A 26,430-nucleotide genomic window follows, 5' to 3' on the forward strand; every position below is an offset into this window, starting at 1 on the left:
ACGTTTTGATGTGGGGCCTGCTCCCAGGTAGATGTTTTACCTGGGAGCAGGTCATTTTTAATGTCTAATACGGAGGGGTTGCTGTCTAGTATATTAGCAAATTGTCTATTATCCCATCTCTTTCCGAAAAAATTATAGCTGCAGAGTAAGCGGCTACTTTCGGTATGGAAAACATAAAGGAGGATATAAATGGAATTTGCCTTCAGGGGTTGTAAAACGCTTTCACACCATCTATACTATTACTAAATCGGTTTACTAAACCGGTTTAGTTAAGTTAATTGTATTTTATAGGCTTGGAGAGATTGCAAATGAAATCGGTCACTATTGGAGATGTGGCTTCCCATGCGAACGTTTCAAAAAGTACTGTTTCTCAGTATTTGAACAAACGTTATGACTATATGGGGGAGAAAACAAAAGAAAGAATTGAAAAGGCTATCAAAGAGCTTGGTTACCATCCAAATATTGTTGCCAGGAGTTTAAAGCAAAAGTCTACCAAAACAATTGGGATAATTGTTGCTAACATCCTGCATAACTTTTCTACGGAAGTCAGCCGTGCGATAGAAGATGCATGCAATGAGCAGGGGTTTCACCTTATCGTGTGTAATGCAGACGATGAACCAGAAAAAGAAAAGAATTACATTGAAATGCTTCGAGCGAAACAAGTGGACGGAATCATCATTTTCCCGACTGGGGGTAATAAAGAGCTCTACCGAAAGATGCTTGACGAAAAATACCCAGTAATATTTGTGGATAGATCTGTTGAAGATGTACCCATTACATCGATTACTTTGGACAACCGTAAGGCGACCAGACTGGCTGTGCAGCATTTCATTGATCGCGGTTATAAAAGGATAGGGATTATTACGACCTCGATTATCCGGGATATAACTCCCAGAGTGGAGAGGATTAAAGGGTACCGTGAAACTATCCAAGATAATAGCTTACAGGTTGAAGAAGCTTATGTGAAAAGCTTAGAAATCGAGCATATACAGGATGGTCTGGAGGAAATGCTTTCACTGGATGAGCCACCGGAAGCGATTTTAGCTGGAAACGACTTGGCACTAATTGAAATTTTAAAGTATGTAAAAGAAAAACGACTCGAAATTCCGGATGATTTGGCAGTTATCGGAATCGATGATGTGTCATTTGCAAGTTTCTATACCCCGACGCTGACTACCGTGGCACAGCCTACTTTTGAAATGGGGAAGAAAGCGGCTGACATCTTATTATCAAATATTTTAGATAAAAAAGCAGAAGGATCGCTATCAGAATATTGTTTTGAACCAAAATTAATTGTAAGGGACTCAGTTGGATATGGGTCCGATGCCAAAGGAAGGGATACAGTATGAGAGATGTCGTGACAATCGGCGATGCAATGATTACCTTTGATCCATCGCAAAAAGGACCAATGAGATATGCCGATGCATTCAAAAGAAAAGTTGGCGGGGCAGAAATGAATTTTGCCATAGGGTGTGCCCGGCTTGGTTTGGCTACTGGCTGGATCAGCCGACTCGGAAATGACGAGTTCGGAAGATACATTTACAACTTCGTTCGAGGCGAAGGAGTAGACGTTTCATCGGTGAAACTGGAGGATGGCTATCCCACCTCTTTGAATTTTAAAGAAATCAGAGAAGACGGCAGTGGGCGTACGTTCTATTATAGAGAAAATTCACCTACGACCACGCTGACGATTGAGTCTTTGGACGAACATGTTATTAAAACGTCGAAAGTACTTCATATTACGGGCGTATTCCCTGCCATCGACAAGGAAAAGAATGTGGAATTAATTGAGCATATGCTCAAGCTGGCTAAGGCAAACGAAGTTCTTGTTTCCCTGGATCCGAATATCCGGCTGAAGCTATGGAACCGGGATGTGGCAAAAGAGGCGCTGACTCGTTTCTTGCCTTATGTCGATATTTTGCTGACAGGGGAAGACGAAGCAGAACTTCTTTTTGATACGTCTCTCCCGGAAGAAGTGATTAAAGAATGTAGGAAGTATGAAATAACAGCATTGGCAATTAAGCGTGGGGATAGCGGGGCGTTCGGTTATGTTGATGGCTCCTCTTTGGAAGTTCCCGCTATCCAGCCTAAAAAGGTAGTGGATACCGTAGGCGCAGGAGATGGATTTGATGCTGGATTTATTTATGGTTACCTGCAAGGCTGGTCATTAGAAAAAATAATACGTTTTGCCAATACGATCGGTTCTATGGTCGTAAGTGTGGAAGGCGACAATGAAGGGCTTCCATTACTGGATGAGGTGCTTATGCAACTGGGAGAAAAAGAATTAGTAGAAAGATAGGTTAGGAGGGATGATGATGAACCTGCAGTTAGCGCTTGACCGGCTAACCCGGGAACAATGTCTGGAGATTTTGGAGGAAACCAGTGACACCATCGACTGGATCGAGGTTGGTACAGGTGTCATTAAAGAATATGGAATGGCAATCATCAAAGAAATACGTGCGGCCTATCCAGCCAAAACTATCGTGGCTGATATGAAAACGTGTGATGCTGGAAAACACGAGGCAGAACAAGCTTTTCGTTCTGGAGCAGACATCACTACGGTAATGGCCTTTTCAGCTGATAAGACAATCACGGATATGTTGGAAGTTGCCGATCAGTATGGCGGGCGGGTGATGGTAGATCTTCTTGGCGTCCAGGCTAGAAGTGAAGTTCTTCACTTGAAGGAGCTGGGAGTGGATCTTGTAAGCCTCCATTTCGGAAAGGATATGCAACAGACAGGAAAAATGGGAGATGACGCATTCTCGCTTGTAGATGATATTTACGGTATCGACTGTGCTGTTGCAGGAGGAATAAACGTCCGATCACTTCCTATGGTAATGGAGTATCAGCCAGACACCATTATCGTCGGTTCGGCGATCACCAATCAGGAAAATAAGAAGGAAGCAGCACGACAAATCAAAGAGGTGATAGAAACCAATGAGAAAAATCATTGATGAAGTCAGCAAAGAAATCACACAAGTACTTCAGCGTGTAGACGAGCGACAGGCGGTGCAGTTGTCCGAGCAAATACGGTCCAGTAAACGTATCTTTATCTCTGGGGAAGGACGATCCGGACTAATGGGCAAAGCAATCGCGATGCGGTTAATGCATGGAGGGTTTGAAGTCTATGTTACTGGTGAAACGATTACTCCAAGTATCTCGGAAGGTGACTTGCTGATCGCCATTTCGGGCTCTGGATCAACTGGCTCCATCGTACAATTTTCGAAAAAGGCTAAAGAAGCTGGGGCGAAGGTATTCTTAGTTACTACCAATCCGGATGCAGAACTGACGAAAATAACGGATGGGGTACTGATCATTCCGGCGGCAACGAAAAAAAGACGAGCGGAAGAACCGAAGACCATTCAACCGCTCGGGAACCAATTTGACCAATCTGTCCACCTGCTTCTGGATGCCGTCATTATCCATGCATTGGACGATAGTTATGAGAAAATGACCGAACGCCATGCGAATATGGAATAAATGGAGGTGAAGAATTTGAGTATTTTTGAACGATTGAAACAAGCGCGTATCGTTGCAGTTATTCGGAATGCTGATGAGGAAAATATTGTTCCCATTGCGGAAGCACTACATAAAGGGGGGATCCATGCACTGGAAATTACAGCAGAAACAGATCATGCGGCTAAGATTATCGAGAAAGTCTCAAGAGCTTTAGGTGATAAGTTGATGATTGGGGCAGGAACAGTGCTTGATCCAGAAACGGCAAGAGCTATGTTGCTTGCCGGCGCCACCTTCATCGTTTCTCCAACACTTAATACCGAAACGATAAAGGTAACGAAACGTTATGGGGTCCCAAGCATCCCGGGAGCTTTCACTCCGACAGAGGTTTTGACAGCCTATGAACACGGGGCAGACATGGTTAAAGTGTTTCCGGCAGGAACAGTGGGGGCAGGTTATATCAAAAGTATAAAAGGCCCGCTGCCACAAATTCCGTTGATGACAACCGGCGGAATTGATGGCGGGAACATGGAAGAATATTTTGAAAATGGTGCGGAAGTAGTCGGCATCGGCAGCCAGCTGGTTAATCCTAAGCAGTTGAATAAAGATGAGGACTACGATGAACTTGCCAAACGTGCAGCATCATATGTAAAGAAAGTGTCTGCTATGTCTGTTTTTAACTAAAATATGTAAGCGAATTCAATATCAGGGAGGATTTCAAAATGAAAAAACTGACAGGTTTGTTGTTTATGCTGCTAGCTGGTGTATTGACACTTGCGGGCTGCAGTGAGGAAGGAAACGGTGCAGAAGGAGAAGGAGATTCGATTAAGATCGTTGCTGCCCACAACCAGACGTCTCCTGAAAACCCTTACCAGGATGGACTCGTTGAATTCAAGGAAGTGGCAGAAGAGAAATCAGAGGGCAATATTGAGGTTGAAGTTCATGCGGGTACACTGGGGACTAGTGAGTCGGAATTAGTAGAAAAGCTCAAGCTAGGCGGGGCAGACGTGGTATTGGTGTCGCCAGGATTTATGAGTAAAGCCGGGATTGATGAAATCGACTTGTTTGCACTCCCGTATGTTTTTGACAGTTATGAGCATTGGGAAAGCGTGGTTGACGGTGAAGTAGGAGAACAAATGGCTGATATTATCAATGAAAAATCCAATAACGATTTTAAACTGCTTGGTTATTGGTCTGCAGGAGTACGTCATTACTATGGTAAAAAACCATTGGAATCCATGGAAGACATTAAAGGAATGAAATACCGTACGCAGACTTCCGGTGCGGTGGCTAACTACTGGAAGCAGACTGGTGCGGTACCGACTTCAGTAGCCTGGGGTGAACTATACCAGGGACTGCAGCAGAATGTCGTAGATGCAGCTGAAAACTCTTATCCTTATTTCGTACAGCAAAATCACCATAAAACAGAAAACGGGAAATATATCACAGAAACCGGACACGATTACACCACACGTTTCTTACTGGTAAACGGCAAGAAATTCGATACCTATTCCGATGAGCAGAAAGAAATCATTATGGAAGCGGCTGAAGCATCTGTAGAAACAGAAAGAAAGTCAGTACTGGAGCAAGAAGAAGAGTATAAGGAAAAAGCCATCGAGGATGGGGCGGAAGTGAATGAAATCGACCGTGAGCCATTCATTGAACTGGCTGAACCAATCCAGGAAAAAACCGCTAAGGAAATTGGCGCAGAAGAAATGCTTCAAAAAATCAGGGAGTTGAAATAACACCGAAAGAACCCTGTGGGTTAAAGGGCACCGAGGTGCCCTTTCCTTTTAACGTGTAAGAAGGAGGAAAACCATGTTCATCAAATGGCTGGAACGTATCCAATTGACACTCGGCATCCTATTTCTTTGTATCTTTTTCACAGCCATTCTCATCCAGGTTATCACCAGGTATATGGGAGTTTCGGTTGTCTGGACGGAAGAAGTGGCCAATTATTCGTTCATCTGGTCGGTATTTATGGGCGCTTCTGTCATGCTGAATCGTAGAGAACACTTCAAGTTTGATCTTGTCCTGAAGAAGTTACGTGGGAAAAAGCGCAATACTTTATTCATTATAAACGATCTCATTTTGCTTGCCTTCAGCTTTGCTATTTTCTTTTATGGCATCCAGGCTGTTCAGAGTTTCTGGAATTATAACTGGGTATCCTTATCACAAATGAAAATGGGATATGTATGGGTGTCCGTCCCAATCATGGGAGGAACCATGGTTATCTATACACTTAACCACATCATTCGTATCCTAAGGAATTTTAGTAGAGAGGAGGCAGTAGAATGATAGGTCCATTATTAGTAGGTTTATTTGTGATCCTGATGATCATTGGAATTCCGATTGCTTTTGTCATCGGCATTGTAGCAATGCTAGGTATTATGAATGTTCCTTATATACCAGAAGTGACAGTCCCTGTAAAAATGTTAAATGGTTTGGACTCTTTCGTTCTGATTGCCGTGCCGTTATTCATATTGGCGGCTAACCTGATGAACAGCGGTCAAATCTCTCAAAAATTGATTGATTTTTCTCTATCTATCGTCGGGCATATCCGGGGAGGACTTGCCCATGCTAATATTCTCGTATCCATGCTATTCGCGGGAGTATCCGGCGCCTCCCAGGCTGACACAGCCGGGGTAGGTAAAATACTGATACCGAATATGAAAAAGCAGGGGTATGATAAAGAGAATGCGGTTGCGATTACAGCTGCCTCCTCCACAATCGGTGTGGTAATTCCTCCGAGCATTCCGATGATTATTTATGCCGGATTAACGAATGTTTCTGTAGGTGCTTTATTCATTGTGGGGATTATCCCGGGGGTCTTAATTGGACTTGGTATGATGACTTTGATATACATGCTGGCCTTAAAAAAAGGCTATCCTACCTATCAACGGGCATCCTTAAAGAATTTTACCAAGCAATTGATTGATACGATTCCGGCCATGATGACCCCGGTCATCCTAATAGGAGGAATCATCACAGGTATTTTTACAGCAACCGAAGCAGCCGCGTTCGCTTCTTTATACACAGTGGTGATTGGCATGTTTGTATATAGAACATTGAAGCTGAAGGACTTCCCACGGATTCTTATTGATACGATCACGCTAAGCTCGCTATCCCTATTTGCATTAGCGGCAGCCAATGCATTAGGGGAATTGATGAGTTATTATCAATTATCTGCATGGGCGAACCAATTTTTCACAGAAAATATCGATAGCAAATGGGTTTTCCTTTTAATTATCATCGCTTTCTTTTTATTCGTTGGTACCTTTATGGATGCTATACCGGCTATGATTCTATTTATTCCGGTAATTCTGCCGGTATCAATTACCTTTAACATTGATCCGGTATTGCTAGGAATCATAACCGTTATGACGTTGGCAGTAGGATTGGTCACTCCGCCATATGGGCTATGTCTATTGCTCGCAGCTAAAATAGGCAACCTTTCTATTGAGCGGTCATTCGGAGCAGTACTGCCTTATATAGCGATCATACTGGTAGTCTTGTTCGGGATAGCATTTTTCCCTGAAATAGCATTCTATTTACCTGAAAAAATCAGTCCTGATTTATTTTAGTTTGATTGATTGTTTTCCTGTGTGGGAAAGCAGTTTTATTGGAGTAGCGACAGACTGAAGAGGCGGCGGATGAATTCTCCGTGTTTGTTGTTCCTGTTTCTGCATGTGCTGTGTTTGGAGCAGCAGGCCCATTCATAGACACCCTGCAAGGTGTGTGAGGAAGGATTTTTTCCGAGTGGCAAGTGGAATAATAAGAAAGTAAGGACTTCCGGTGGCGGAAGTCCTTTTTTTGTAGGAGCAGACTGCTTAATGACCGTTAGAGGAAGCTCGGTCAGTTCGGCTGGTCATTATAACGGGTCTAAGGTTCATTATAGTAGTCAAACTCTGATTGGAGGGTCTTTATAAGCGGGATAAAGACCGTTAGCAAGAATATCCTTTTGAGCAGAGGTCTTTATAGTAAGGATTAAGGTTAATAAGAAAATGGGTTCTTATTCAGCAGTTTCCCTACTGCAATAATCAACAAAAACATACCCCTAAATAATAAAAATTTATTGTAAAACGATAAATTTTGTGGTAAATTTTAACTGACATTAAATTAGTGAGGTGCTGTTTATGAAACGGGAAACACTTTTTTTGAAGATTGCTGTGTTTCTTATGGGGATACCGGTTCTTGCTTTGTGTATTTTTGCGGTACCTGCCATCGCGCGTGGATTCTCTGAGGTAATTCCGGGGATGGGTTATGTGCAATATCTTGTGTTTATTGGTTTATATGCTACCGCGTTGGCGTATTTTCTGGCGTTGTATCAGGCTTATCGGCTTTTGAGCTATATTGATAGAAGCGAAGCTTTTTCAGACTTGTCAGTAAAGGCGTTGAAGAATATCAAATACTGTGCCATTGCGATCAGTGGTTTTTATGTGCTTTTGATGCCGATCATTTATCTCTTCGCGGAGTATGATGATGCACCAGGTGTAATCGTAATTGGCATGATAATTATTTTCGGTGCCATGGTGATTGCGGTCTTTGCGGCGGTGCTTCAAAAACTGTTAAACACCGCTATTGAAATAAAATCAGAAAATGAGTTAACGGTCTGAGGTGATGAACATGGCAATTATCATCAATATTGATGTCATGCTGGCGAAAAGAAAAATGAGTGTGACCGAACTTTCGGAGCGGGTTGGTATCACGATGGCTAATCTTTCGATATTAAAAAATGGAAAGGCGAAGGCGATTCGTGTCTCGACGCTGGATGCAGTTTGTAAGGCATTGGATTGCCAGCCGGGAGATATTTTGGAATACCAGCCGGATGAAGACGATCGTGAATAATTCCCTGCCGAACTCTGATGTGACTAAGGCTGTTGGCGGCAAAGCCAGAAAAGCGGTAGTACAGATTTTTCATTTTGGATGGAATCAAGCATTATCCTGCGTATTCCCAGTAGTAATTTTTGCCTCGTTGGCCATTACGCAAATTATCACTCCTCCAATACTGCCCCGGTATGACTGGCTCCTGATCATTTTTCTTCTGATGCAGTGGGGCATGGTGCGGTCCGGTTTGGAAACGCGTGATGAATTGAAGGTGATCACTCTGTTCCACCTGATCGGACTTGCGCTTGAAATTTTCAAGGTGCATATGGGTTCCTGGGCTTATCCGGATGAAGGGTATTCCAAAGTTCTGGGAGTACCTTTGTATAGTGGGTTTATGTATGCGAGTGTAGCGAGTTACCTTTGCCAGGCGTGGCGCAGGTTGAAGGTAGAGCTGGTCCAGTGGCCCCCATTTTGGGTGGTGGGCAGTTTGGCAGCCGCTATCTACCTGAATTTTTTCACGCACCATTTCTGGATGGATGTGCGCTGGATACTATCCGGACTCGTAATCCTACTCTTCTGGCGTTCGTGGGTGACTTATTTGGTTAATGGCAGCCGCTACCGTATGCCGCTTGCTCTTTCGTTTGTGCTGATTGGATTTTTTATCTGGGTCGCTGAAAATATTGCGACGTTTTTCGGAGCATGGGAGTATCCGAATCAAACAGAAGCGTGGAGTCTTGTCCATCTCGGAAAGGTGAGTTCCTGGTTGTTATTAGTAATTGTCAGTTTTCTGATCGTGGCGACATTGAAGCAAGTAAAAGGGAATATTAGTAAGTAGTCTGAAGTGTTTTTTTGACGAAAAAACAATGTATGCATCGATGTTTACATTGTGAAAAGTGTTACGTTTGATCTTTAGTGGGAAAAGTCTCAAAAAAGTATAGCTTGTCAAAATTCCTTCATTGTTTCTCCATGAATCTTGATAGTTTATCTTCATGATGGAAGTATCACATAAAGCATGCATACGATAGCACCTTTTTTCTCAGAAAAGGTGCTATTTCTATTTTTATGGAAAGTAATTTGAAAGACATTTCTTCTATTAAATGGTCATGCTTTTTAATAGAGTGACATAAGCTAGACTATTAAAGTTTCTAGCGGGGGAGATGAAGTGCATGCTGCCAAAAATCCCTGGTCACTACATACGCAGGGGAAGAAACGTCTTGTTGTGGGTGTTTTTATCAATGCTATTAACCGGTATCCTGCTATCTGTATCGGTTACATTCAGTAGTTTAAAAGACCATTTGTCCTCAACCATTGTTCGTTCTGTATCAGAAGCCCTCCCCAGCGAAGCGTTTCTATTTCTTATGGCTCGAGAAATGACTTCTTTACGGATACATTATCCTGACCAATTGACTGGTGAGTTTGATTTACTGAAAATGGCTACCGATGTGGAATTAGGCGACATTCGCACCTTACTAGGGAGGGAACTGCCTGGTTTGGAAAGATATCATACAGAGATAGCGATTGCCGGGAAGGGTACCAACTTCAGTAATATACCGATTGAGTCCCCACCTCCAAGTGAGGAGCAGTTAAATAGCAGGGAAGTCGATCAGGACGAACTGGATGCTGCAAAAGAGAAGGAAGACGAAGAAGAAAAAAGGGAGCGCCAGGTTATTGAAGATAAATCCGTGCTGATTTATCACTCCCATAGCTGGGAAGCATTCAACCCGCTGTTAACCGGGGAGTCAAACCAGGATGCATCCAGCACGAATCCAGACGTCAATGTAATTGCGGTGGGCAGTAAACTAAAAAAAGAGTTGGAAACTCGGGGAATTGGAGCTGTCCATGATAGAACTGATATGACCAGGGGGTTGAAGGAAAAGGGCTGGAATTATAATCATTCCTATGTTTTATCTCGGGAACTTGTCCAAGAGGCACTGGCTCAAGACGATCGTTTGACGTATTTAGTTGATATCCATCGGGACTCACAACCAAAGAAGATAACCACCCAAACGATCAACGGTATCGAATATGCCCGTTTATTTTTTATCGTAGGAAAAGAAAATGAAAATTTCGAGAAAAATCTTGCTATTGCTAAAGAAATTCACGAGGCCCTTGAAAGTCAATATCCGGGAATCAGTCGTGGGGTCTTCATTAAAACAAAGATGGAGGGTAATGGTATTTACAACCAGGATTTAACCGAGCGGGCTATGCTCCTGGAATTCGGTGGAGTCGACAATAATCTTACGGAGTTATACAATTCCATCGAAGCTTTTGCTGATGTCTTTGCTGATTACTACTACCAGGATGCCGAGACAGTCGATGCCAAGGTCTCTGAATGATACGGTTAACAAACGATTAACCATTTTGATAGGAGATACTTACTTAAACTGGTTTTTCAAGTAAAGTACCAGGTGAATGTAACCATAACTGTAATTAAAAAGCCTAGTATCCCAAAGAAAGTTACAAATGCTCGTTTGTTCTCTTTACTTTCTAACCTTTCATATTCTGAATAGGTGATTTCTTTTGTTGCAAAACTTAACCCGTTTGGGTTGGGAGCAACAGGATAAAGATTGCCAGTCTCATCCTCTAATATGATTTTATTGGTCCAATCCTCATCTGTTTGTCCAGGAATTTCACTGTATGAATGAGCTAATTTATACAGTGATTTTTCCTTAATTTCCTGTCTGTATTTATCTTGTTCCTGTTCAATGAAATTAGTAGATATACACATATAATCTCCTCTTTTACTTACGGGGATAAATTTCTTTCAACCATATATTTTAACTTTATGCGAATATATTGCGTGGGTACAACTTTTATTTTATAGTATGCCTGCTATTAACTTCTTGTTATTAAATCTCTTTTAGGGGGGAGGTTGACGCAATTACAATTAAATATTATAATTCGTAATCATTACGTTTTGTGTGATGCCATTCAATAATTATCGTTTAGGGAGAGATGATTAACTTGAATCATTATTTGGAGAAGCTGCTAATTGACAAAATTGTAGAGAGCTTACCTGGAGATAAAAGAGAGTTGTATAAGTATGTCATTCAAATGGAAGATGAGATTGCAGCGGTCACTGCCACTCGAAAGGAATACATCTCTTATCTGTCCATTAACTCTCCGCATAAAAAAGCAGCCAATCATTTTGATATAACCCTGCTTGAGCTTCTTAATAGAATGAAAGAAATTGAAGAGGAAGTTGGCAAAAAACTTATAGACTGTATGGAAAGTATCGAATGGAGGGATTGCACCGATATCGTTCATCAGCATTTGGAATACGAAGAGCGTAAGAAGTATTTTTTGGTTGCTATTCCTTAAGAATCCTAAGGGATAAAAATTTTTTGCTCATTTTAAAACGTAATGATTACTTATTAGAAAAATATTAGGAAAGGTGAGGCGGTTATGGCTAAAAAGTCTAAAATAGCAAAAGAAACGAAGCGCCAGGAAATGGTGACGAAATATGCGGAGCTGCGAAGAGAATTAAAAGAGAAAGGTGATTATGAAGCACTTAGAAAGTTACCCCGTGATTCTTCTCCCACACGTCTAACGGGAAGGTGTGGAGTGACAGGCCGTCCAAGAGGTTATATGAGAAAATTCAATATGTCCCGGATAGCTTTTAGAGAATATGCCCATAAAGGGCAACTGCCTGGTGTGAAGAAGGCCAGCTGGTAACTTGGAAAGGAGTGACGGCCGTTGTTTAAATGGATAATCATAGGTGGTGGGATACAAGGATGTTCAGTGGCGGCCCGTCTCCTCTATCATAAAAAAGTAACAGGTGATGAACTGCTTATCATCGATCCTCATCAAGAGCCGATAGAGACGTGGAAGTCATTTACTAATAAAATCGGAATGCATTATTTACGATCGCCTTCTGTACATCACTTGAACCCGGATCCATACAGTTTAAAGAAATATGCGAAATCAAACGATTATGCTCAGGCATTTAAAGGATATTATCAGCGCCCCCGTTTAGATATGTTCAATCAGCATTGTATGGAGTTGTTTAACCATATAGGGCTGCAGAGCTCCTGGAAGCAGGATACGGTTGAGGGACTGAACTACGAGAGTGGTTGTTGGAGTGTAACAACTGCTTCCCATCAATCATTTGATACAGAAAAAGTTGTTCTTGCGATGGGAATTAACCATCAACCCCATTATCCAACATGGGCAGCTGACATGAAAGAAGAGTACCCCGACAAAATCATGCATGTGTTTGAAGATGGAGAAGATATAAACATTGATAATTCGATTGCAGTCGTTGGAGGAGGGATGACAGCAGCCCACCTTGCCAACACGCTTTCGCAGAGAAGACATGGATCGGTTACCTTGATTAAGCGTCATCCATTTCGCCAGAAAGACTTTGATAGTGATCCAGGATGGCTCGGGCCTAAATACTTGAATAAATACAACCAGATTACCTGCTATAAGGAACGGCGGGCGATGATCCAAGAAGCCAGACATCGAGGTACAATTACCAAAGGGTTGTACGTGAGCCTTAAACGCCAGGAGAAAAATAAAAAGTTGACGATCGTAACAGATGAGATCAAGAAAGTTTATCCAAGCAAACAAGGTCTGGAAATAAAAATGAAAAACAGCTCACGCGTACATACGGATGCTCTATTGTTGGCTACCGGCGCAGAGTCTGGCCTGCCAGGAAGGGAGTGGCTGACAACTGTGATACAAGAGTACAACCTTCCTTGTGCGCCATGTGGGTTTCCAGTAGTAGATTCCAGACTGCAGTGGAAAAAGGGCTTATTTGTTGCTGGGGCGCTTGCGGAACTGGAATTAGGTCCGGTTGCAAGAAACATAGCCGGGGCCAGAAAAGCGGCAGCACGTATCGTGGAATCATCCTAGGAGGAATGTGACATGCAAAAAATATCCCCGTAACAGTCCTAAGTGGATATTCAGGAGCTCTGACAGCCCACAAATAAGTGAAAGAAGGAGGAATCGTATGGTTCTGAAAAAAGTACGATCAAAACCACTTCCGAAACGTCCGGTTGTTTATATGCCTGTAAGTCAATGTAAGGAACTGGGGATTGGTGTAGGTGAGCAAGTGGATATTACCTATGAAGCTCAGTATATTTATATTGAAAAAGCCTGCGCGGAGACCACCCATAACAAACGATACATTACCGAAACGCATTCGCTCAATATCCCGCAAGAAATAGTAAAAGAATTACAGATTAAGCCGTACCAGACATACAGTCTTTTTTTAGATAAAGAAAATCACAGATTTATCATAGCTTTGGAGGATTAGCAAGGGGAGAAAAGGCAGCGAGTATACCAGAAAGCTTGGGGAGGTCACTGGTGATACGCTGCCTTTATTTTTATTACACTAACAGATAATTTAAAATAAAGAAAGTATAAAATGAAATTATTAGCGCTTCCCAGAAAGAGTTGTTTACAAGATTCATAGCTTCGTCTACAATAAGGTTAATTTCATATCATACGAACAGGTCCTTAAAGGGAAGCCTTTAAGGTGAAAAGGGGAAGTTGGTGAAAGTCCAACACGGTCCCGCCACTGTAAGCATTCTTCATTAGAATGTAAGTCAGGATGCCTGCCTGTTTGTCGCAAAGTTTGCCCTTCGAGGAACAAGGGAGGCTTGTAAGTACGTGGAATACGTATGCTGCATATTCTGCCTATTTAGAGTCGCACCTTCCTTTAGAGGAAGGTGTTTTTTTACTTTAAGAATGTTTAACTTTGTTAAAGTTAAGAAAATCTAAGGCTTTCGCCATAAGTACTTGGCGATAAGCCAAGTTTTTCTAATTGCACTTGTAACTATGGAGGAGGAGATAGGATGCAAAAGAAGCAGGGGTTGACATTGATTTTTACCGGTGATGGAAAAGGGAAGACGACGGCTGCAACCGGGCTTGCTGTCCGGGCATTAGGCCATGACAAAAAGGTGAAAATGCTGCAATTCATCAAGTCCCCGAAACGCCCTTATGGCGAAAGAAAATCACTGTTGAAACTGGGTGCTGAGATTATTCAGCTGGGTGAAGGGTTCACCTGGACAAAGACACCGGAAATCCACCGGGAGGCATTAAAAAAAGCGTGGGCCCTTGCCAAGGAAACAGTGCTGTCCGGGGAGTATGATGTCGTGATTCTGGATGAACTGAATAATGCGCTTGCGATTGATTCTTTTCCGGTCGACGATGTACTGCCGCTGGAAGAGGTGATTGAACTGATCCACAACAAGCCGGAGCATGTCCACCTCGTGATTACTGGCAGAAGTGCGCTCCAGGAAGTAAAGGATGCAGCTGATCTTGTATCGGTCATTGATGTGGAAAAACATTATTATGATGAAGGCATTCCTGCCGTCCGTGGTGTGGAGTTTTGACTGCCCGCCGTCTCGTAGTTGCAGGTGTATCCAGTGGCGCCGGCAAGACGAGTATCGCAATCGGGTTAATGGCTGCCTTTATCAAAAAGGGGCTCACGGTTCAAGGGTTCAAGTGCGGTCCTGATTACATAGACCCTTCCTATCATACCGCCGTAACCGGTCGTCCCTCCCGTAACCTCGATAGCTGGATGCTCCCTGAAGATGTGATGAAAGAAGTATTTGTCAAAGGAAGTGAAGGGGCAGACCTTTCGATCATCGAGGGAGTCATGGGGTTTTATGACGGCAAATCGCCAACATCCAATCAGGGTTCCACGGCAGAAATCAGTACCCTGTTGGGTGCTCCGACGATTCTGATTGTCGACTGCTCAGCGATGGCCAGGAGTGCTGCTGCTATCGTAAAAGGTTTTCAGTTACTGGATCCAGGAGTTAATATTGCCGGAGTGATTGCAAATAAGGTCGGAAGTGAGGGGCATTATCAGCTGATAAAAGAAGCGGTGGAACAGGAGTGTGGCATTCCGGTCTGTGGATATCTGTTGAAAGATAAAAGTCTTAAGATGCCGGAGCGGCACTTAGGGCTGGTGCCTTCCATCGAACGCGGGGAACTGGATGAGCAGCTGGACCAGCTTGGAGATGTAGTTGCAAAGACGGTAGACATAGAGCAAATCTATCAGATTAGTGAACAGGCACCCTTGCAAACTGATTCCTCTCTGTTTCAGCGTAGGGGTGTGATCAATGTAACAATCGCAATAGCACGGGATGAGGCATTCAACTTCTATTATCAGGAAAACCTGGAGTTGATGGAAGCGTATGGAGCTAAGGTTGTTTATTTTTCCCCTTTAAAAGGAGAGGAGCTTCCCTCTGAAGCGGATGGCGTTTATTTAGGTGGCGGATTTCCGGAGCAATTTGCTGAGCAGCTGGCGGAAAACCGAGCAGCCAGGCAGTCAGTTAGTGAAGCAATTGAAAGTGGTCTCCCTGTATTGGCAGAATGCGGAGGGTTGATGTATTTATCCGAATCGATCACGACGCTCGATGGTAACGAATATCCGATGGCAGGTGTGCTTCCTGGTAAAACGGAAATGCAGACGAAACTCGCCGCCCTTGGGTACCGGGAAATCTCTGGGCTTCCAAACAACTATCTTTTCAAAGACGGCATGGAAGTACGGGGACATGAATTCCATTATTCCATCTTCAAACCATCAAGTGAGCTTCCTGGAGCTTATCGGGTGAAAAGCAGGTTCGGAACGGGCGAGGAAGGATTTCTTTATAAAAATGTGGTTGCCGGTTATACGCACATCCATTTTGCCTCGAATCCCGACGTTCTGGAGAATTTTTTGCGTCTTTGCAAGGAGCAGCGGGATGGAAAGTGAAAAGGCAAAACCGATCATGATCCAGGGAACCCATTCGGATGCAGGGAAAAGTATGCTTGTCACCGCCCTGTGCCGGATTTTCACAGAAGATGGCTGCCGGACGGCTCCGTTCAAGTCGCAGAACATGGCGCTCAATTCCTACATAACCGCCGATGGCAAAGAAATTGGACGGGCTCAGGGTGTCCAGGCGGAAGCGGCCGGTATTACGGCAACCACGGATATGAATCCTGTCCTGATCAAACCGAACCGGGATAACGATGCCCAGATTGTCGTTCATGGAAAGCCGGTGTCGAACATGAAGGCAAGCGCCTACCGCTCAGAATACTACGATACTGCCAAACAAATAATCACAGAGGCATACCACCGGCTTGCTGGAAGTTATGACCGGATTGTCATCGAGGGAGCCGGCAGTCCGGCTGAGGTCAACCTGAATGACCGGGAGCTTGTGAATATGAGCGTTGCAAAAATGGCCGAGGCACCGGTCATATTAGTGGGAGACATTGATAAAGGCGGGGTGTTCGCCAGTCTCGTTGGAACGCTCCAGCTTTTGCCCGAACGAGACCGCGACCGTGTAATTGGGGTGGTCATCAATAAGTTCCGGGGAGACAAAGCACTGCTTGATCCCGGGCTGGAATGGTTTGAAAAGTATACTGGAAAACCGGTGCTTGGTGTCGTTCCCCATATCAATGACCTTCATATCGAGGCGGAGGATTCGTTAAGCCTAAGCCGATATACGAGGAGTGGGAACACCGATAAACCGATCGATATTGCTGTCATCGAATATCCGAAGATTTCTAATTTTACCGATATTGATCCTTTCCTGATCGAAGCAGATTGCCATGTCCGGTTTGTTAAGGAGGCAGCTGACCTGATGCAGCCGGATGTCATCATTATGCCTGGCAGCAAAAATACGATCGAGGATCTTATCTATGTGCAAGACAAAAGGCTGGACAAGGCTATCACCTCAGCCCGGGAACTAGGAGCTATCGTGGTTGGTATTTGCGGCGGGTATCAAATGCTCGGAACCAAAGTAAGAGATCCTTATCAGGTGGAGACCAATCTTGAGGAAGTCCCTGGGCTGGACTTGCTGCCGATCGAAACGACTCTTTCCAGATACAAAAAGACGGTCCGATCGAGTGGAACCGTGAATTGGGATGGCCGTACTATTCCTGTAAAAGGGTATGAAATCCACATGGGAACAACGGTTGCCGAGGATACTGTAAGTAATTTCATTATCATGGATGACGGACAGACCGATGGTGCAAGCAACAGAGACGTTATCGGTACTTATTTCCATGGAATCTTCCATAACGATATTTTTCGCAGAGAATTTTTGAATTCGCTCCGAATTAAAAAAGGGTTGGAGCCACTCCAGTCATCGACCTCAGTCCAGCATTTTCAGGAACAGGAATTCGACCGGTTGGCAGCGCATGTCCGCAAGGCTATTGATATACCGAAGCTTTATGAACGACTATCTACTTATGAAACAGTCGGGGGAGTAAAATGAATAAACAACTGCAGGAAATCATCCAATCAGTCAAACCAGTAAGCAAGGAAAGAATCACTGAAACTGCCCATTACTTGGACACGTTGACAAAACCGCCGGGAAGCCTGGGGAGGCTGGAGGAAATCGCTAAACAGCTTGCCGGCATTACTGATCAGGGAGTCCCACAGGTGTCCCCACCGGGAATCCTGGTGTTTGCCGGTGATCATGGCATTGTGGAAGAAGGGGTTTCAGCTTTCCCACAGGAAGTGACCGTACAGATGATCAGGAATTTTCTTGATGGCGGGGCAGCGATCAATGTCTTTGCCCGGCAAATTGGTGCATCCCTACAGGTAGTCGATGTCGGTGCTGCCGGTGAGATAGACGATGATCGTCTCGTTACAAAAAAAATAGCTGCTGGCACAGCGAATTTTTTAAAAACGGATGCCATGACTGAAGCACAAATGGAAGCTGCAATATTGGCAGGTGCCGAGTCAGCGAACACGATGATTGCCCGGGGAATAAAATGCCTCATCGTAGGTGAGATGGGTATTGGAAACACCACAGCAGCCAGCGCCCTGGTGGCCGTACTTACAGGCTGCAGCGTGGAGCAGACGGTTGGTCATGGAACAGGCATTTCAGCAGAGAAAAAGCTGCATAAAAGCAGGATCATTGAAGAAGCGATCAGGCTTCGTGACCCAAACCCTGACAACCCGTTAAATGTGCTCAAAAAGCTGGGCGGCTATGAGATTGCCGCCATATCAGGGGCGATTCTGGCAGCTGCACAGGCCGGAATTCCTGTAATCATGGATGGATTTATCTGTACATCCGGTGCAATGGCAGCTGTCCGGCTTAACCCGTACATAAAAGATTATCTGTTTGCGGGGCATGTATCACAAGAACCGGGTCATAAAATGGCCCTCGAGGACATCGGGGCGGCACCGTTATTGGATCTCGGACTGAAGCTGGGTGAAGGGACAGGTGCAGCTCTTGCCTTTCCGGTACTGGAAGCGGCAGCAAGAATGCGGAGTGAAATGGCTACCTTCGATGAGGCCAGCGTTACGAACAAGTAACCGCGAAAAAGCCTATTTAAAGGAGATTATTGCGGAAAACAAACCGTGGTTGATAAATAGAAAGGAAGTATGTGAAAAATGATGGCAAGTAAAGCGAAAATATCGTTATTTTCTATACTGCTGGCAGTCCTGTTGGCTGTGTTGGTCGGATGCGGGGTGACAGAAGAAGGAAACGAAGGCAAGGAAAGTACGAATGAACCAGCAGACAAAAGTGAAGAAACGCAAGAGGAAACTTCTGGGGACTCCTTCCCAATGACCGTGGAAGATGGGTCAGGCGAGCAGGTGGAAATAGAGGCAGAACCGGAAACGATTGTTTCGGTACAGGCAAGCAACACGGAAATCGCTTTTGCACTCGGTCAGGGAGAGAAAATGATCGGTGTCTCGGATTACTGTAATTACCCAGCAGAAACAGAAGACATTGAAAAGGTCGGCGGCCAGGAAATGAATGTCGAAAAGATTCTGTCACTGATGCCGGACATGGTGCTGGTAACCACCTTCCACCATGAAAATCATGCAGCCGTGCTCGAGCAATTTGAGGAAGCTGGCATCGATGTTGTGGTCGTGGATGATGCTAATTCATTCGATGCCGTGTATGACAATATTCAACTTGTTGGAAAAGCAACAGGAAGTTCAGACGAGGCGACTGCACTCATAGAAGATATGGAAACACGCTTAGCTGATGTGAAAGAAAAAGCGCAACAAGTGGAAGAGAAGAAAAAGGTTTGGGTCGAAGTCGCGCCTGCCCCTGATATTTTCACAACTGGTTCAGGGACGTTCATGCACGAAATGCTGGAAGCGATTAACGCAGAAAACGCAGCCAAAGAGGAAGAAGGATGGGTCAAGTTTACAGAAGAAGAAGCAGTAAATTTAGATCCGGAAGTAATCATTACGACCTATGGTTATTATGTTGACAACCCAGAAAATCAGGTGCTGGAACGCGAGGGGTGGAGTGAAGTGCCTGCGGTTGAAGACGAGCAGGTTTTTGATGTCGACAATGACACCGTTACAAGACCCGGCCCACGTTTAATCGATGGAGTGGAGAGACTTGGAGAACTCATTTACCCGGAAGTTTTCAGTGAATAAAACAGTATGGATGTATATATTCAGTGGAGGGTTTGTACTTAGTGCAGCCCTTCTTGGTTTATTTGTCAGCAGTGTATCTTTTCCTTTGACTGCTGTTCTGGACGTGCTGGCAGAGAAAATGTTCGGGAGTGACATCTTCGGGCATGAAGGATCCAGTAATATCGAGGTCATCATATGGGAAATACGTTTTCCCCGGGTGTTGCTGGCGTTATTCGTCGGAGCCTCGTTATCGATTGCCGGCGCATCTTTCCAGGGACTTTTAAGAAATCCGCTGGCCGACCCGTACACGATCGGTGTTTCGTCAGGAGCGGCACTTGGGGCAGTTGCCGTACTTTATTTTCAAATCTCCATCGCTTTTCTGGGGAGCTATACTTTACCTGTCGTTGCTATACTTGGCGGGTTCATCACGATGATGATCGTTTTTATTATCACCAGGCTGTCCAGCCGTGATTTGAATATTGAGACGATCATCCTTGCTGGGATCATTATCAGCGCCTTCATCGGTGCAGTCATCTCTCTGATTATCGCACTCAGCGACAGAGAGGATATGCGCCAGATTCTTTACTGGCTGATGGGAAATATCGGTATGAGAGGGTGGAGTCACGTACAGCTGATCGTTCCGTTTTTCATCGTGGGTGTCATTCTCCTGTTGTCACGCACGCATGACCTGAATGCTTTTGCACTTGGTGAGGAATCAGCCGGACACCTCGGAGTGAATGTCCAGGGAGGGAAAGTCCTGATTTTAGTAGGAGCCTCGTTATTGACGGGTGCGTCTGTCGCTGTTTCGGGATCGATCGGCTTTGTCGGTCTCGTCATCCCGCACTTTGTCAGGCTGATCACTGGACCGGATCATAAGCATGTCCTGCCATTGTCAATGTTGACAGGAGGGGGATTTTTAGTTCTGGCCGATTTGATCTCGAGGGCAATCATCGCACCGAAGGAATTGCCGATCGGTGTCATTACTGCTCTGATTGGCGCGCCGATATTTGCAGTGCTGCTGGTCCGTGAACGGATGAGAAAGGGGTGAAAGCATGATAGAAACCAATGGCCTGGCAGGCGGATACCAGAAAGAGGATATCCTTACAGATATCAACCTGATTATCGAAGAAGGTGACTTTTTTGCGTTAATAGGACCGAATGGCAGTGGGAAAACGACGCTGCTAAGGCTTATGACCGGAGCGTTAGAGCCTTCACGTGGAAGTATTTATGTGGCTGGTAAACCGATCCAAACGTATTCCTCCAGAAAAAAAGCGAAAATGATGGCAGTGCTCGCACAGAATTCCCATGTGGAATTTGATTTTTCCGTCGAAGAAATCGTCATGCTCGGGCGCTATCCTCATCAAAAAGGACTGATCAAGCATATTTCCCCCAGGGACAAGGAAGTGGTTTCCGAAGTGATGAAGCAGACGGAAGTCTACCATTACCGGGACAAACCGTTTAAGTGGCTGAGTGGCGGAGAAAAGCAGCGCGTACTGCTGGCAAAAGCCCTTGCCCAGGAGCCGAGAATCCTGTTTTTAGATGAGCCGACCAACCATCTCGACGTCAAACACACGGTCGATATGCTGCAGCACTTAAAAGAGCACCAGAAAAATCGCCAGATGACGATTGTCGCCATCCTTCATGACCTGAACACGGCAGCTTTATTTGCTGACAAGTTTGCTGCTCTTCATCAAGGCCGGCTGGTGAAAAAGGGTGATCTCTCTGTATTAAAAAATGAAGCTTTATTGCAAAAAGTATATGGTGTTGATATCAAGCACCATAGCCATCCTACGCTTGCAAAACCCCAGATGCTCGTCGCTCCTGAAAAAATGGAGGAGCCGAATCTTCGTACCCTGGAGGGTGAGGTGGAGCAGAATGAGCAGTACATTCATATTGCCTTTCCTCGTCCGCTCCGGGTGCTATCCAACGCGGTTTCAGGGGGAGGGTTGCAGTGGCACAGCCATTTTTGTAATTTTCACGTACCAAAAAACTACGATTGCCAGGATCCTGCTGCCGATGTACTCAGGTGGCTGGAGGATGCGAACATTCCTGCTGGGGACACATTGGGGATGATGACGGCAGTCAAGCTTGCAGACCAGGCGTTCGTAAGAGAGACGATCATGGACACGCCTGTTTTCACGGTCGTTACCGCCGGTGTCGGTAATGCAGTAGATATCACAGAAAATCACCCGGCAGAGGAAGAATGGCAAGTCGGTACCATTAATATCATGGTGTTTCTTGATTCCCATTTGACGGATGGGGCATTCGTCAATGCTGTCCAGTCCGCAACCGAAGCAAAAACGAAGGCACTGGCGGACATGCAGGTTGCAGACCCGGCTACAAAGACCATTGCCACTGGCACATCAACCGACAGCATCGCTATTGCTGCAACCCAACAGGGAGAATCAACCCCGTATGCAGGATCCGGAACCAGAGTAGGAAAAGCGATTGGACAAAGTGTTTATCGTGCTGTCACCGAAGCGATCGAAAACTATCGACAGAGGACGGACAAGTAGATGGGTTTCTTGGAATATCACCTGTATCTTATGCTGGCTGCGATTATTCTCGACCTGGTCATCGGTGATCCTAAACTTTTTCCTCATCCGGTAGTGATCATAGGCAAGTTGATTACTTTTTTGGATAAAAAATGGAACAAGGGAAGGCACCGGAGGGCGAAGGGGTTCCTGCTGCTTGGGGCTGTTACTGTTATAACCTATATTTCAATTGGCATGGTTGTATACCTGGCTGGACGGGTTTCTTTCTGGGCAGGAGCGGCGCTGGAGGTATACTTGATCTCCTCTACGATAGCGATCAAAGGCTTACATCAGGCAGGTGAAGAAGTAGGTAAGCCATTGCGTGAAGGCTCCCTTACTTTGGCGCGGGAGAAACTCAGCTATATCGTTGGCCGCGATACGGAAGCGTTAGACGAGTCCGAAATTGTTCGTGGAACAGTTGAAACGGTTGCAGAGAATACGGTGGATGGCATTACCGCTCCGCTATTCTGGGCGCTGATCGGGGGAGCCCCGCTTGCCATGATCTACCGGGCCGTGAACACACTCGATTCCATGGTCGGGTATAAAAATGAGCGATATGAATCATTCGGGTTTGCTTCTGCCCGCTTTGATGACCTTGTCAACTGGATACCTGCAAGGATTACGGCTGTTTGTATGTGGCTCGCTGCATCGATTTACCCGGCATTTCACAAGAGGAATGCCTATCGGGTCACATTACGTGATGCCAGCAAGCACCCAAGTCCGAACAGCGGCTGGCCGGAGGCGATGACCGCAGGTTTGCTCGGTGTCCAGCTTGGCGGCGTCAATACTTACAAAGGGGTCGTATCCAATCGCAGCAAAATCGGTAACCCACTAACAGAACTGAAAACAGAACATATTGCCCAGTCGATTAACATCATGCATGGCGGCTGGCTGGTATTTATTCTATTTTTAAGCGGATGGTTAATCGTAAGTTAAGGAGGAAACGTTATGGTACTACCTGCACACGGTGGACAGCCTGCCCGTATTGCCGCGTCTATTGGCATGGAAGCGGAAGGGAGAGTCTATGATTTCAGTGCCAACATTAATCCTATTGGTCCGCAGGCCTGGCTGTCTGATCAGCTACCCCGTCTGATGAAGGAAATAGCGAACTATCCAGACCCTGAATATAAAGAGGCGTACGCTGCTCTTTCCAGACAAGAAGGGATGAATCCGGAACAGCTGCTTTTGACCAATGGAGGAGCGGAAGCCATTTTTCTAATCGCCCAGTTATTTCATGGCAAAAAAGCATTGATCATCGATCCGACTTTTTCTGAATATGAGCGGGCCTGCCGGGCATTTGATGTAGAGATTACACATCTCCAGTTAAATCAGTCGTTCCGGTTTCCAGTGGAAGCGATGGCGCAGAGAGTGGCTGAAGTGGACGTCGTATTCCTGTGCCGGCCGAATAATCCGACGGGAACACTTTTGTCTTTTACAGAGTTGGAATATTTACTAAAACTAGGACTGGAGACGGACACAACGATTGTCATAGATGAAGCATTTGTGCATTTTCTTTTTGAAACGGAGCTTTCTGTTAAGAAGCTGCTCGCTTTCTATCCTAACCTGATTGTCCTTCGGTCGTTAACAAAGATTTTTGCCATTCCCGGCCTGCGGGCAGGCTATATCATGGCTGGCGCTGACTGGGTTCAGAAACTGCAGAAAAAGCAGCCGCCATGGAGTGTTAACGGGATAACAGCGGGCTTATTACCAGCACTGCTGTCTGATGAAAACTTTATGGCAAGGACGAAAGACTGGCTGAAGGGTGAGTGTGAGAAACTTACGGAAAACCTGACAGCCCTTGGATTTATACATACCGTATCGAGCGTCAACTTCTATTTACTGAAGGACGGAAACAGACCAAACGACACAGAGAAGCTGTTCCGGTTTTTAGTAGCAAATAACATCATTCCCAGGGATACAGACAATTTCAAAGGGCTGGATGGCCGTTACCTGAGGCTTGCTGTCAGGAGTGCGGATGAAAATGATTATCTGCTCCAGGTGCTGAAAAAATGGAGGGATCAGCCATGTTGACCTTCATTTCCGGTGGTGCCCGATCGGGAAAAAGCAGCTTTGCAGAAAAGCTGGCACTGGAAAGCTATCACAAACATAAGGATGGAAATTTGTATTACTTCGCAACTTCCGTGCCATCTGATGAAGAAATGGAAGCACGGATTGCCCGCCATCGTGGTGATCGAGGGGAAGAATGGCAAACCATTGAGGCTTCACTGCATGTAAAAGATAGATTATGTGATTTACCAACAGAAAGTACCGTGCTGATCGACTGTCTGACCGTATGGCTTAGTAACAGGCTGTACATCGGCCAGGCAGGATGGGAGACAATCATGCAGGAAGTGAGCGGCTGGATTCAGACAGCCCAGGCGCGGCAGTTGAACTTATATATTGTCTCCAATGATGTGAATGAAGGGATACCGTCGAGTGTGGACAGTGTTGCTTCCTATACCTGCATGCTGGAAAAGCTGCACCAGTATATCATTTCTAGTGCAGAGAAAGTCTATCAGGTGATTGCTGGACTTCCTGTCAAATGGAAGGATGATTGAATGAAAGGTTTTGGTTATGGACTGGTGCTTGCCTTGCAATTTCTTACAAGGGTCCCGCTGCCCGTTAATGTACCGTGGGAGAAAGCCGTACTGAAGGGAGCGTTGAAGTCTTTTAGTCTAGTTGGTTTGATCATAGGATTCCTGGTGATGGGGGTCTCCATTTTGGCTGATGGCTGGCTGCCGGCGTGGTTTACAGCTCTTTTACTTCTATCTGTCTGGACTGCGTTGCCGGGTGGACTTCATCTCGATGGGTTGATGGATGTGGCGGATGCTATCGGGTCAAATGCACCGGTAGAAAAGAAGCTGACAATTATGAAGGACCCCCACGTTGGAAGTTTCGCTATGTTGACACTAATTTTTTACCTGTTATGGAAACTGGCACTCATTTATGGTTTATTGACCAGTGGAATCATGGATGATTTCCTGACTGCTGGAATGTTTCTGCTGGTGCCGGCCTGCAGCAGATTCCTGGCGATTTTACTGTTACGAACCACACCGACGGTCAAACAGGAAGGACTTGCTTTTACATGGCAAGCACACCTGACTAATAGGGATGTCATTGCCGGACTGCTGCCAATTATATTTATCGGTGTATTTGTCCCAGACGCCTGGTTTCTTCTTGCAGGGTATGGGGTATTTTTCTATTTTTTACGTGGATGGTTTCTTACCAAATTCCATGGAATTAATGGCGATATGCTAGGTACAGCTATAGAAGGGGGAGAGCTATGGGGACTGATGATGGTGTATCTGTTTATTTTATCCGGCACGGGCTGACGCAATGGAACAAAGAAAAGCGTTATCTCGGTCACTCGGATGAGCCATTACTGCCGGAACTTCTGTATGATTCTCGATTATTGAAGCAGCAATTATCGGCGCAGTCGTTCAATCAGATTTTTACGAGTGACCTGAGGAGATGCATGGAAACGATCGAATATCTTGTTCCTGATAAGCCGGCATGTGCGGACCCAAATCTCCGTGAAATGGATTTCGGTGATTGGGAAGGGAAGACACACCATGAACTCGAGAACGACCCTATGTATCAGCACTGGATCAATCACTGGCAGATGTCAGCCCCGCCTAATGGAGAAAACTATCAACCCTTCCGTAGGCGTGTCCGGTCATTTTTAAATGACATACTGAAGAAAGATGATAGAAGAAACGTGTTAGTAGTCACCCATGGCGGCGTTATTCGGGAAGTCATGAATGGATTTATTCCCGAGTTATCCTTTGCAGATTCTAAAATTCCCCACGGGAAAGGCGTCAGAATGTTATTCAATCAGTCTGGAGGTGACTGGAAATGCAGCTCGTGGTCGGTGGTGCCTATAGTGGAAAAAGAAAATTCGTAAACAGGAAGTTCCCTGACAGCCAGTGGCTTTCCGCTTATGAAAACGAGTCACTGACCCAGTGGAAAGAAACCTATATAACTGTTGATTCGGCCCAGGTAATAGAAGGATGGGAAGTTTGGATTCGGCAGGAATGGGAGAAAGCTCGCGAATTGGAACTCGTAAGGAACTATTTCGAAGCGTGTATCACAGAGATGAAGCAAATAGAAAAACAGAAACAGCAGCCAATTGTACTGATAATGCTGGAAATGGGGCGGGGTGTTGTGCCGATGGATAAAAATGACCGGTCCTGGCGTGACTTATCCGGCTGGGTATTGCAGACAGCGGCGGAAAAAGCGGAATCTGTACATTATTGCTGGCATGGCCTATCCAGGCAGTTGAAATAA

General features: G+C 45.2%; 30 protein-coding genes and 1 riboswitch. Of the genes, 29 read left to right on the forward strand and 1 reads right to left on the reverse strand.

The genetic code is table 11. The features are described 5' to 3' along the window. Positions 1-308: 308 nt before the first annotated feature. The 12 genes from FHS45_RS01195 (at position 309) to spoIIP (ending at position 10,619) form a co-directional block, all read left to right on the forward strand. Positions 309-1,349, forward strand: coding sequence for a LacI family DNA-binding transcriptional regulator (locus FHS45_RS01195; RefSeq protein WP_062444549.1), 1,041 nt, complete (start codon positions 309-311; stop codon positions 1,347-1,349). After that, a complete protein-coding gene (locus FHS45_RS01200) occupies positions 1,346-2,299 on the forward strand; it encodes a sugar kinase (RefSeq protein WP_062444552.1) in 954 nt (317 codons plus the stop codon). The genes FHS45_RS01195 and FHS45_RS01200 overlap by 4 nt, the downstream gene beginning before the upstream one ends. Before the next feature lie 16 nt (positions 2,300-2,315). Then, entirely contained in the window at positions 2,316-2,954 is a 639-nt protein-coding gene (gene hxlA, locus FHS45_RS01205; RefSeq protein WP_062444553.1) for a 3-hexulose-6-phosphate synthase, read from the forward strand. Then, entirely contained in the window at positions 2,938-3,480 is a 543-nt protein-coding gene (gene hxlB / locus FHS45_RS01210; RefSeq protein WP_062444555.1) for a 6-phospho-3-hexuloisomerase, read from the forward strand. The genes hxlA and hxlB overlap by 17 nt, the downstream gene beginning before the upstream one ends. 15 nt (positions 3,481-3,495) lie before the next feature. Then, the gene (locus tag FHS45_RS01215; RefSeq protein WP_062444558.1) at positions 3,496-4,140 is read left to right on the forward strand and encodes a bifunctional 4-hydroxy-2-oxoglutarate aldolase/2-dehydro-3-deoxy-phosphogluconate aldolase; all 645 of its coding nucleotides are present in this window, start codon (positions 3,496-3,498) and stop codon (positions 4,138-4,140) included. A 38-nt stretch (positions 4,141-4,178) separates the two neighbouring features. Continuing rightward, a complete protein-coding gene (locus FHS45_RS01220; RefSeq protein WP_062444560.1) occupies positions 4,179-5,201 on the forward strand; it encodes a TRAP transporter substrate-binding protein in 1,023 nt (340 codons plus the stop codon). A gap of 73 nt (positions 5,202-5,274) precedes the next feature. Then, entirely contained in the window at positions 5,275-5,754 is a 480-nt protein-coding gene (locus FHS45_RS01225; RefSeq protein WP_062444562.1) for a TRAP transporter small permease, read from the forward strand. Continuing rightward, a complete protein-coding gene (locus tag FHS45_RS01230) occupies positions 5,751-7,040 on the forward strand; it encodes a TRAP transporter large permease (RefSeq protein ID WP_062444565.1) in 1,290 nt (429 codons plus the stop codon). Before FHS45_RS01225 ends, FHS45_RS01230 begins: the two co-directional genes overlap by 4 nt. A gap of 552 nt (positions 7,041-7,592) precedes the next feature. Further along, a complete protein-coding gene (locus FHS45_RS01235; RefSeq protein WP_062444567.1) occupies positions 7,593-8,072 on the forward strand; it encodes a DUF2975 domain-containing protein in 480 nt (159 codons plus the stop codon). A gap of 10 nt (positions 8,073-8,082) precedes the next feature. Beyond that, positions 8,083-8,304, forward strand: a complete 222-nt coding sequence (locus FHS45_RS01240) for a helix-turn-helix domain-containing protein (RefSeq protein ID WP_062444570.1) — start codon at positions 8,083-8,085, stop codon at positions 8,302-8,304. Then, positions 8,285-9,118, forward strand: coding sequence for a DUF817 domain-containing protein (locus FHS45_RS01245; RefSeq protein WP_082412001.1), 834 nt, complete (start codon positions 8,285-8,287; stop codon positions 9,116-9,118). Before FHS45_RS01240 ends, FHS45_RS01245 begins: the two co-directional genes overlap by 20 nt. 331 nt (positions 9,119-9,449) lie before the next feature. Next, positions 9,450-10,619, forward strand: coding sequence for a stage II sporulation protein P (gene spoIIP, locus FHS45_RS01250; RefSeq protein WP_062444572.1), 1,170 nt, complete (start codon positions 9,450-9,452; stop codon positions 10,617-10,619). A 56-nt stretch (positions 10,620-10,675) separates the two neighbouring features. Here the strand turns inward: spoIIP and FHS45_RS01255 are convergent, their stop codons facing one another. Beyond that, complete coding sequence (locus tag FHS45_RS01255; protein ID WP_062444574.1) at positions 10,676-11,011, reverse strand: hypothetical protein; 336 nt, start codon at positions 11,009-11,011, stop codon at positions 10,676-10,678. Between the two features lie 236 nt (positions 11,012-11,247). Here FHS45_RS01255 and FHS45_RS01260 point away from each other — a divergent pair, with 236 nt between their 5' ends. The 17 genes from FHS45_RS01260 to FHS45_RS01340 all read left to right on the forward strand — a co-directional run bounded on the left by FHS45_RS01260 (position 11,248) and on the right by FHS45_RS01340 (position 26,430). Continuing rightward, positions 11,248-11,604 carry a hypothetical protein gene (locus FHS45_RS01260; protein ID WP_062444576.1) on the forward strand — a complete coding sequence of 119 codons (357 nt, stop codon included), beginning with the start codon at positions 11,248-11,250 and terminating at the stop codon, positions 11,602-11,604. 84 nt (positions 11,605-11,688) lie between these two features. Continuing rightward, positions 11,689-11,958, forward strand: coding sequence for a 30S ribosomal protein S14 (gene rpsN, locus FHS45_RS01265; RefSeq protein ID WP_062444578.1), 270 nt, complete (start codon positions 11,689-11,691; stop codon positions 11,956-11,958). Positions 11,959-11,979: 21 nt separating this feature from the next. Next, positions 11,980-13,140, forward strand: a complete 1,161-nt coding sequence (locus tag FHS45_RS01270; protein ID WP_062444581.1) for an FAD/NAD(P)-binding protein — start codon at positions 11,980-11,982, stop codon at positions 13,138-13,140. Positions 13,141-13,237: 97 nt separating this feature from the next. Beyond that, positions 13,238-13,543, forward strand: coding sequence for a hypothetical protein (locus FHS45_RS01275; protein WP_062444584.1), 306 nt, complete (start codon positions 13,238-13,240; stop codon positions 13,541-13,543). Between the two features lie 180 nt (positions 13,544-13,723). Further along, positions 13,724-13,866, forward strand: a riboswitch (cobalamin riboswitch). A 218-nt stretch (positions 13,867-14,084) separates the two neighbouring features. After that, positions 14,085-14,624 (forward strand): cob(I)yrinic acid a,c-diamide adenosyltransferase, encoded by a 540-nt coding sequence (locus FHS45_RS01280; RefSeq protein WP_062444586.1) that lies wholly within the window; start codon positions 14,085-14,087, stop codon positions 14,622-14,624. Continuing rightward, positions 14,621-15,991 (forward strand): cobyrinic acid a,c-diamide synthase CobB, encoded by a 1,371-nt coding sequence (locus tag FHS45_RS01285; RefSeq protein ID WP_062444588.1) that lies wholly within the window; start codon positions 14,621-14,623, stop codon positions 15,989-15,991. Before FHS45_RS01280 ends, FHS45_RS01285 begins: the two co-directional genes overlap by 4 nt. Beyond that, complete coding sequence (locus FHS45_RS01290) at positions 15,981-17,498, forward strand: cobyric acid synthase (protein WP_062444590.1); 1,518 nt, start codon at positions 15,981-15,983, stop codon at positions 17,496-17,498. Before FHS45_RS01285 ends, FHS45_RS01290 begins: the two co-directional genes overlap by 11 nt. Beyond that, on the forward strand, positions 17,495-18,547 hold the full coding sequence (gene cobT, locus FHS45_RS01295; protein WP_082412002.1) for a nicotinate-nucleotide--dimethylbenzimidazole phosphoribosyltransferase: 1,053 nt from the start codon (positions 17,495-17,497) through the stop codon (positions 18,545-18,547). Before FHS45_RS01290 ends, cobT begins: the two co-directional genes overlap by 4 nt. Before the next feature lie 78 nt (positions 18,548-18,625). Beyond that, positions 18,626-19,630, forward strand: a complete 1,005-nt coding sequence (locus FHS45_RS01300; RefSeq protein ID WP_062444592.1) for an ABC transporter substrate-binding protein — start codon at positions 18,626-18,628, stop codon at positions 19,628-19,630. Continuing rightward, positions 19,593-20,657, forward strand: a complete 1,065-nt coding sequence (locus tag FHS45_RS01305) for a FecCD family ABC transporter permease (RefSeq protein WP_371871992.1) — start codon at positions 19,593-19,595, stop codon at positions 20,655-20,657. The genes FHS45_RS01300 and FHS45_RS01305 overlap by 38 nt, the downstream gene beginning before the upstream one ends. A gap of 4 nt (positions 20,658-20,661) precedes the next feature. Then, complete coding sequence (locus FHS45_RS01310; protein WP_062444596.1) at positions 20,662-22,125, forward strand: adenosylcobinamide amidohydrolase; 1,464 nt, start codon at positions 20,662-20,664, stop codon at positions 22,123-22,125. Then, positions 22,126-23,079 (forward strand): adenosylcobinamide-phosphate synthase CbiB, encoded by a 954-nt coding sequence (cbiB, locus tag FHS45_RS01315; RefSeq protein ID WP_062444599.1) that lies wholly within the window; start codon positions 22,126-22,128, stop codon positions 23,077-23,079. It begins immediately after the preceding gene. A 12-nt stretch (positions 23,080-23,091) separates the two neighbouring features. After that, complete coding sequence (cobD, locus tag FHS45_RS01320) at positions 23,092-24,174, forward strand: threonine-phosphate decarboxylase CobD (protein ID WP_062444601.1); 1,083 nt, start codon at positions 23,092-23,094, stop codon at positions 24,172-24,174. After that, on the forward strand, positions 24,168-24,701 hold the full coding sequence (locus FHS45_RS01325; RefSeq protein WP_062444603.1) for a bifunctional adenosylcobinamide kinase/adenosylcobinamide-phosphate guanylyltransferase: 534 nt from the start codon (positions 24,168-24,170) through the stop codon (positions 24,699-24,701). The genes cobD and FHS45_RS01325 overlap by 7 nt, the downstream gene beginning before the upstream one ends. Beyond that, positions 24,702-25,475: an adenosylcobinamide-GDP ribazoletransferase gene (gene cobS, locus FHS45_RS01330; RefSeq protein ID WP_062444606.1), complete on the forward strand. Its 774-nt coding sequence runs from the start codon at positions 24,702-24,704 to the stop codon at positions 25,473-25,475. Continuing rightward, positions 25,427-26,047 (forward strand): histidine phosphatase family protein, encoded by a 621-nt coding sequence (locus FHS45_RS01335; RefSeq protein ID WP_082412127.1) that lies wholly within the window; start codon positions 25,427-25,429, stop codon positions 26,045-26,047. Before cobS ends, FHS45_RS01335 begins: the two co-directional genes overlap by 49 nt. After that, entirely contained in the window at positions 25,999-26,430 is a 432-nt protein-coding gene (locus FHS45_RS01340) for a bifunctional adenosylcobinamide kinase/adenosylcobinamide-phosphate guanylyltransferase (protein WP_062444608.1), read from the forward strand. The genes FHS45_RS01335 and FHS45_RS01340 overlap by 49 nt, the downstream gene beginning before the upstream one ends.

Source organism: Thalassobacillus devorans, from assembly GCF_011761345.1.
GTDB lineage: Bacteria > Bacillota > Bacilli > Bacillales > Halobacillaceae > Thalassobacillus > Thalassobacillus devorans.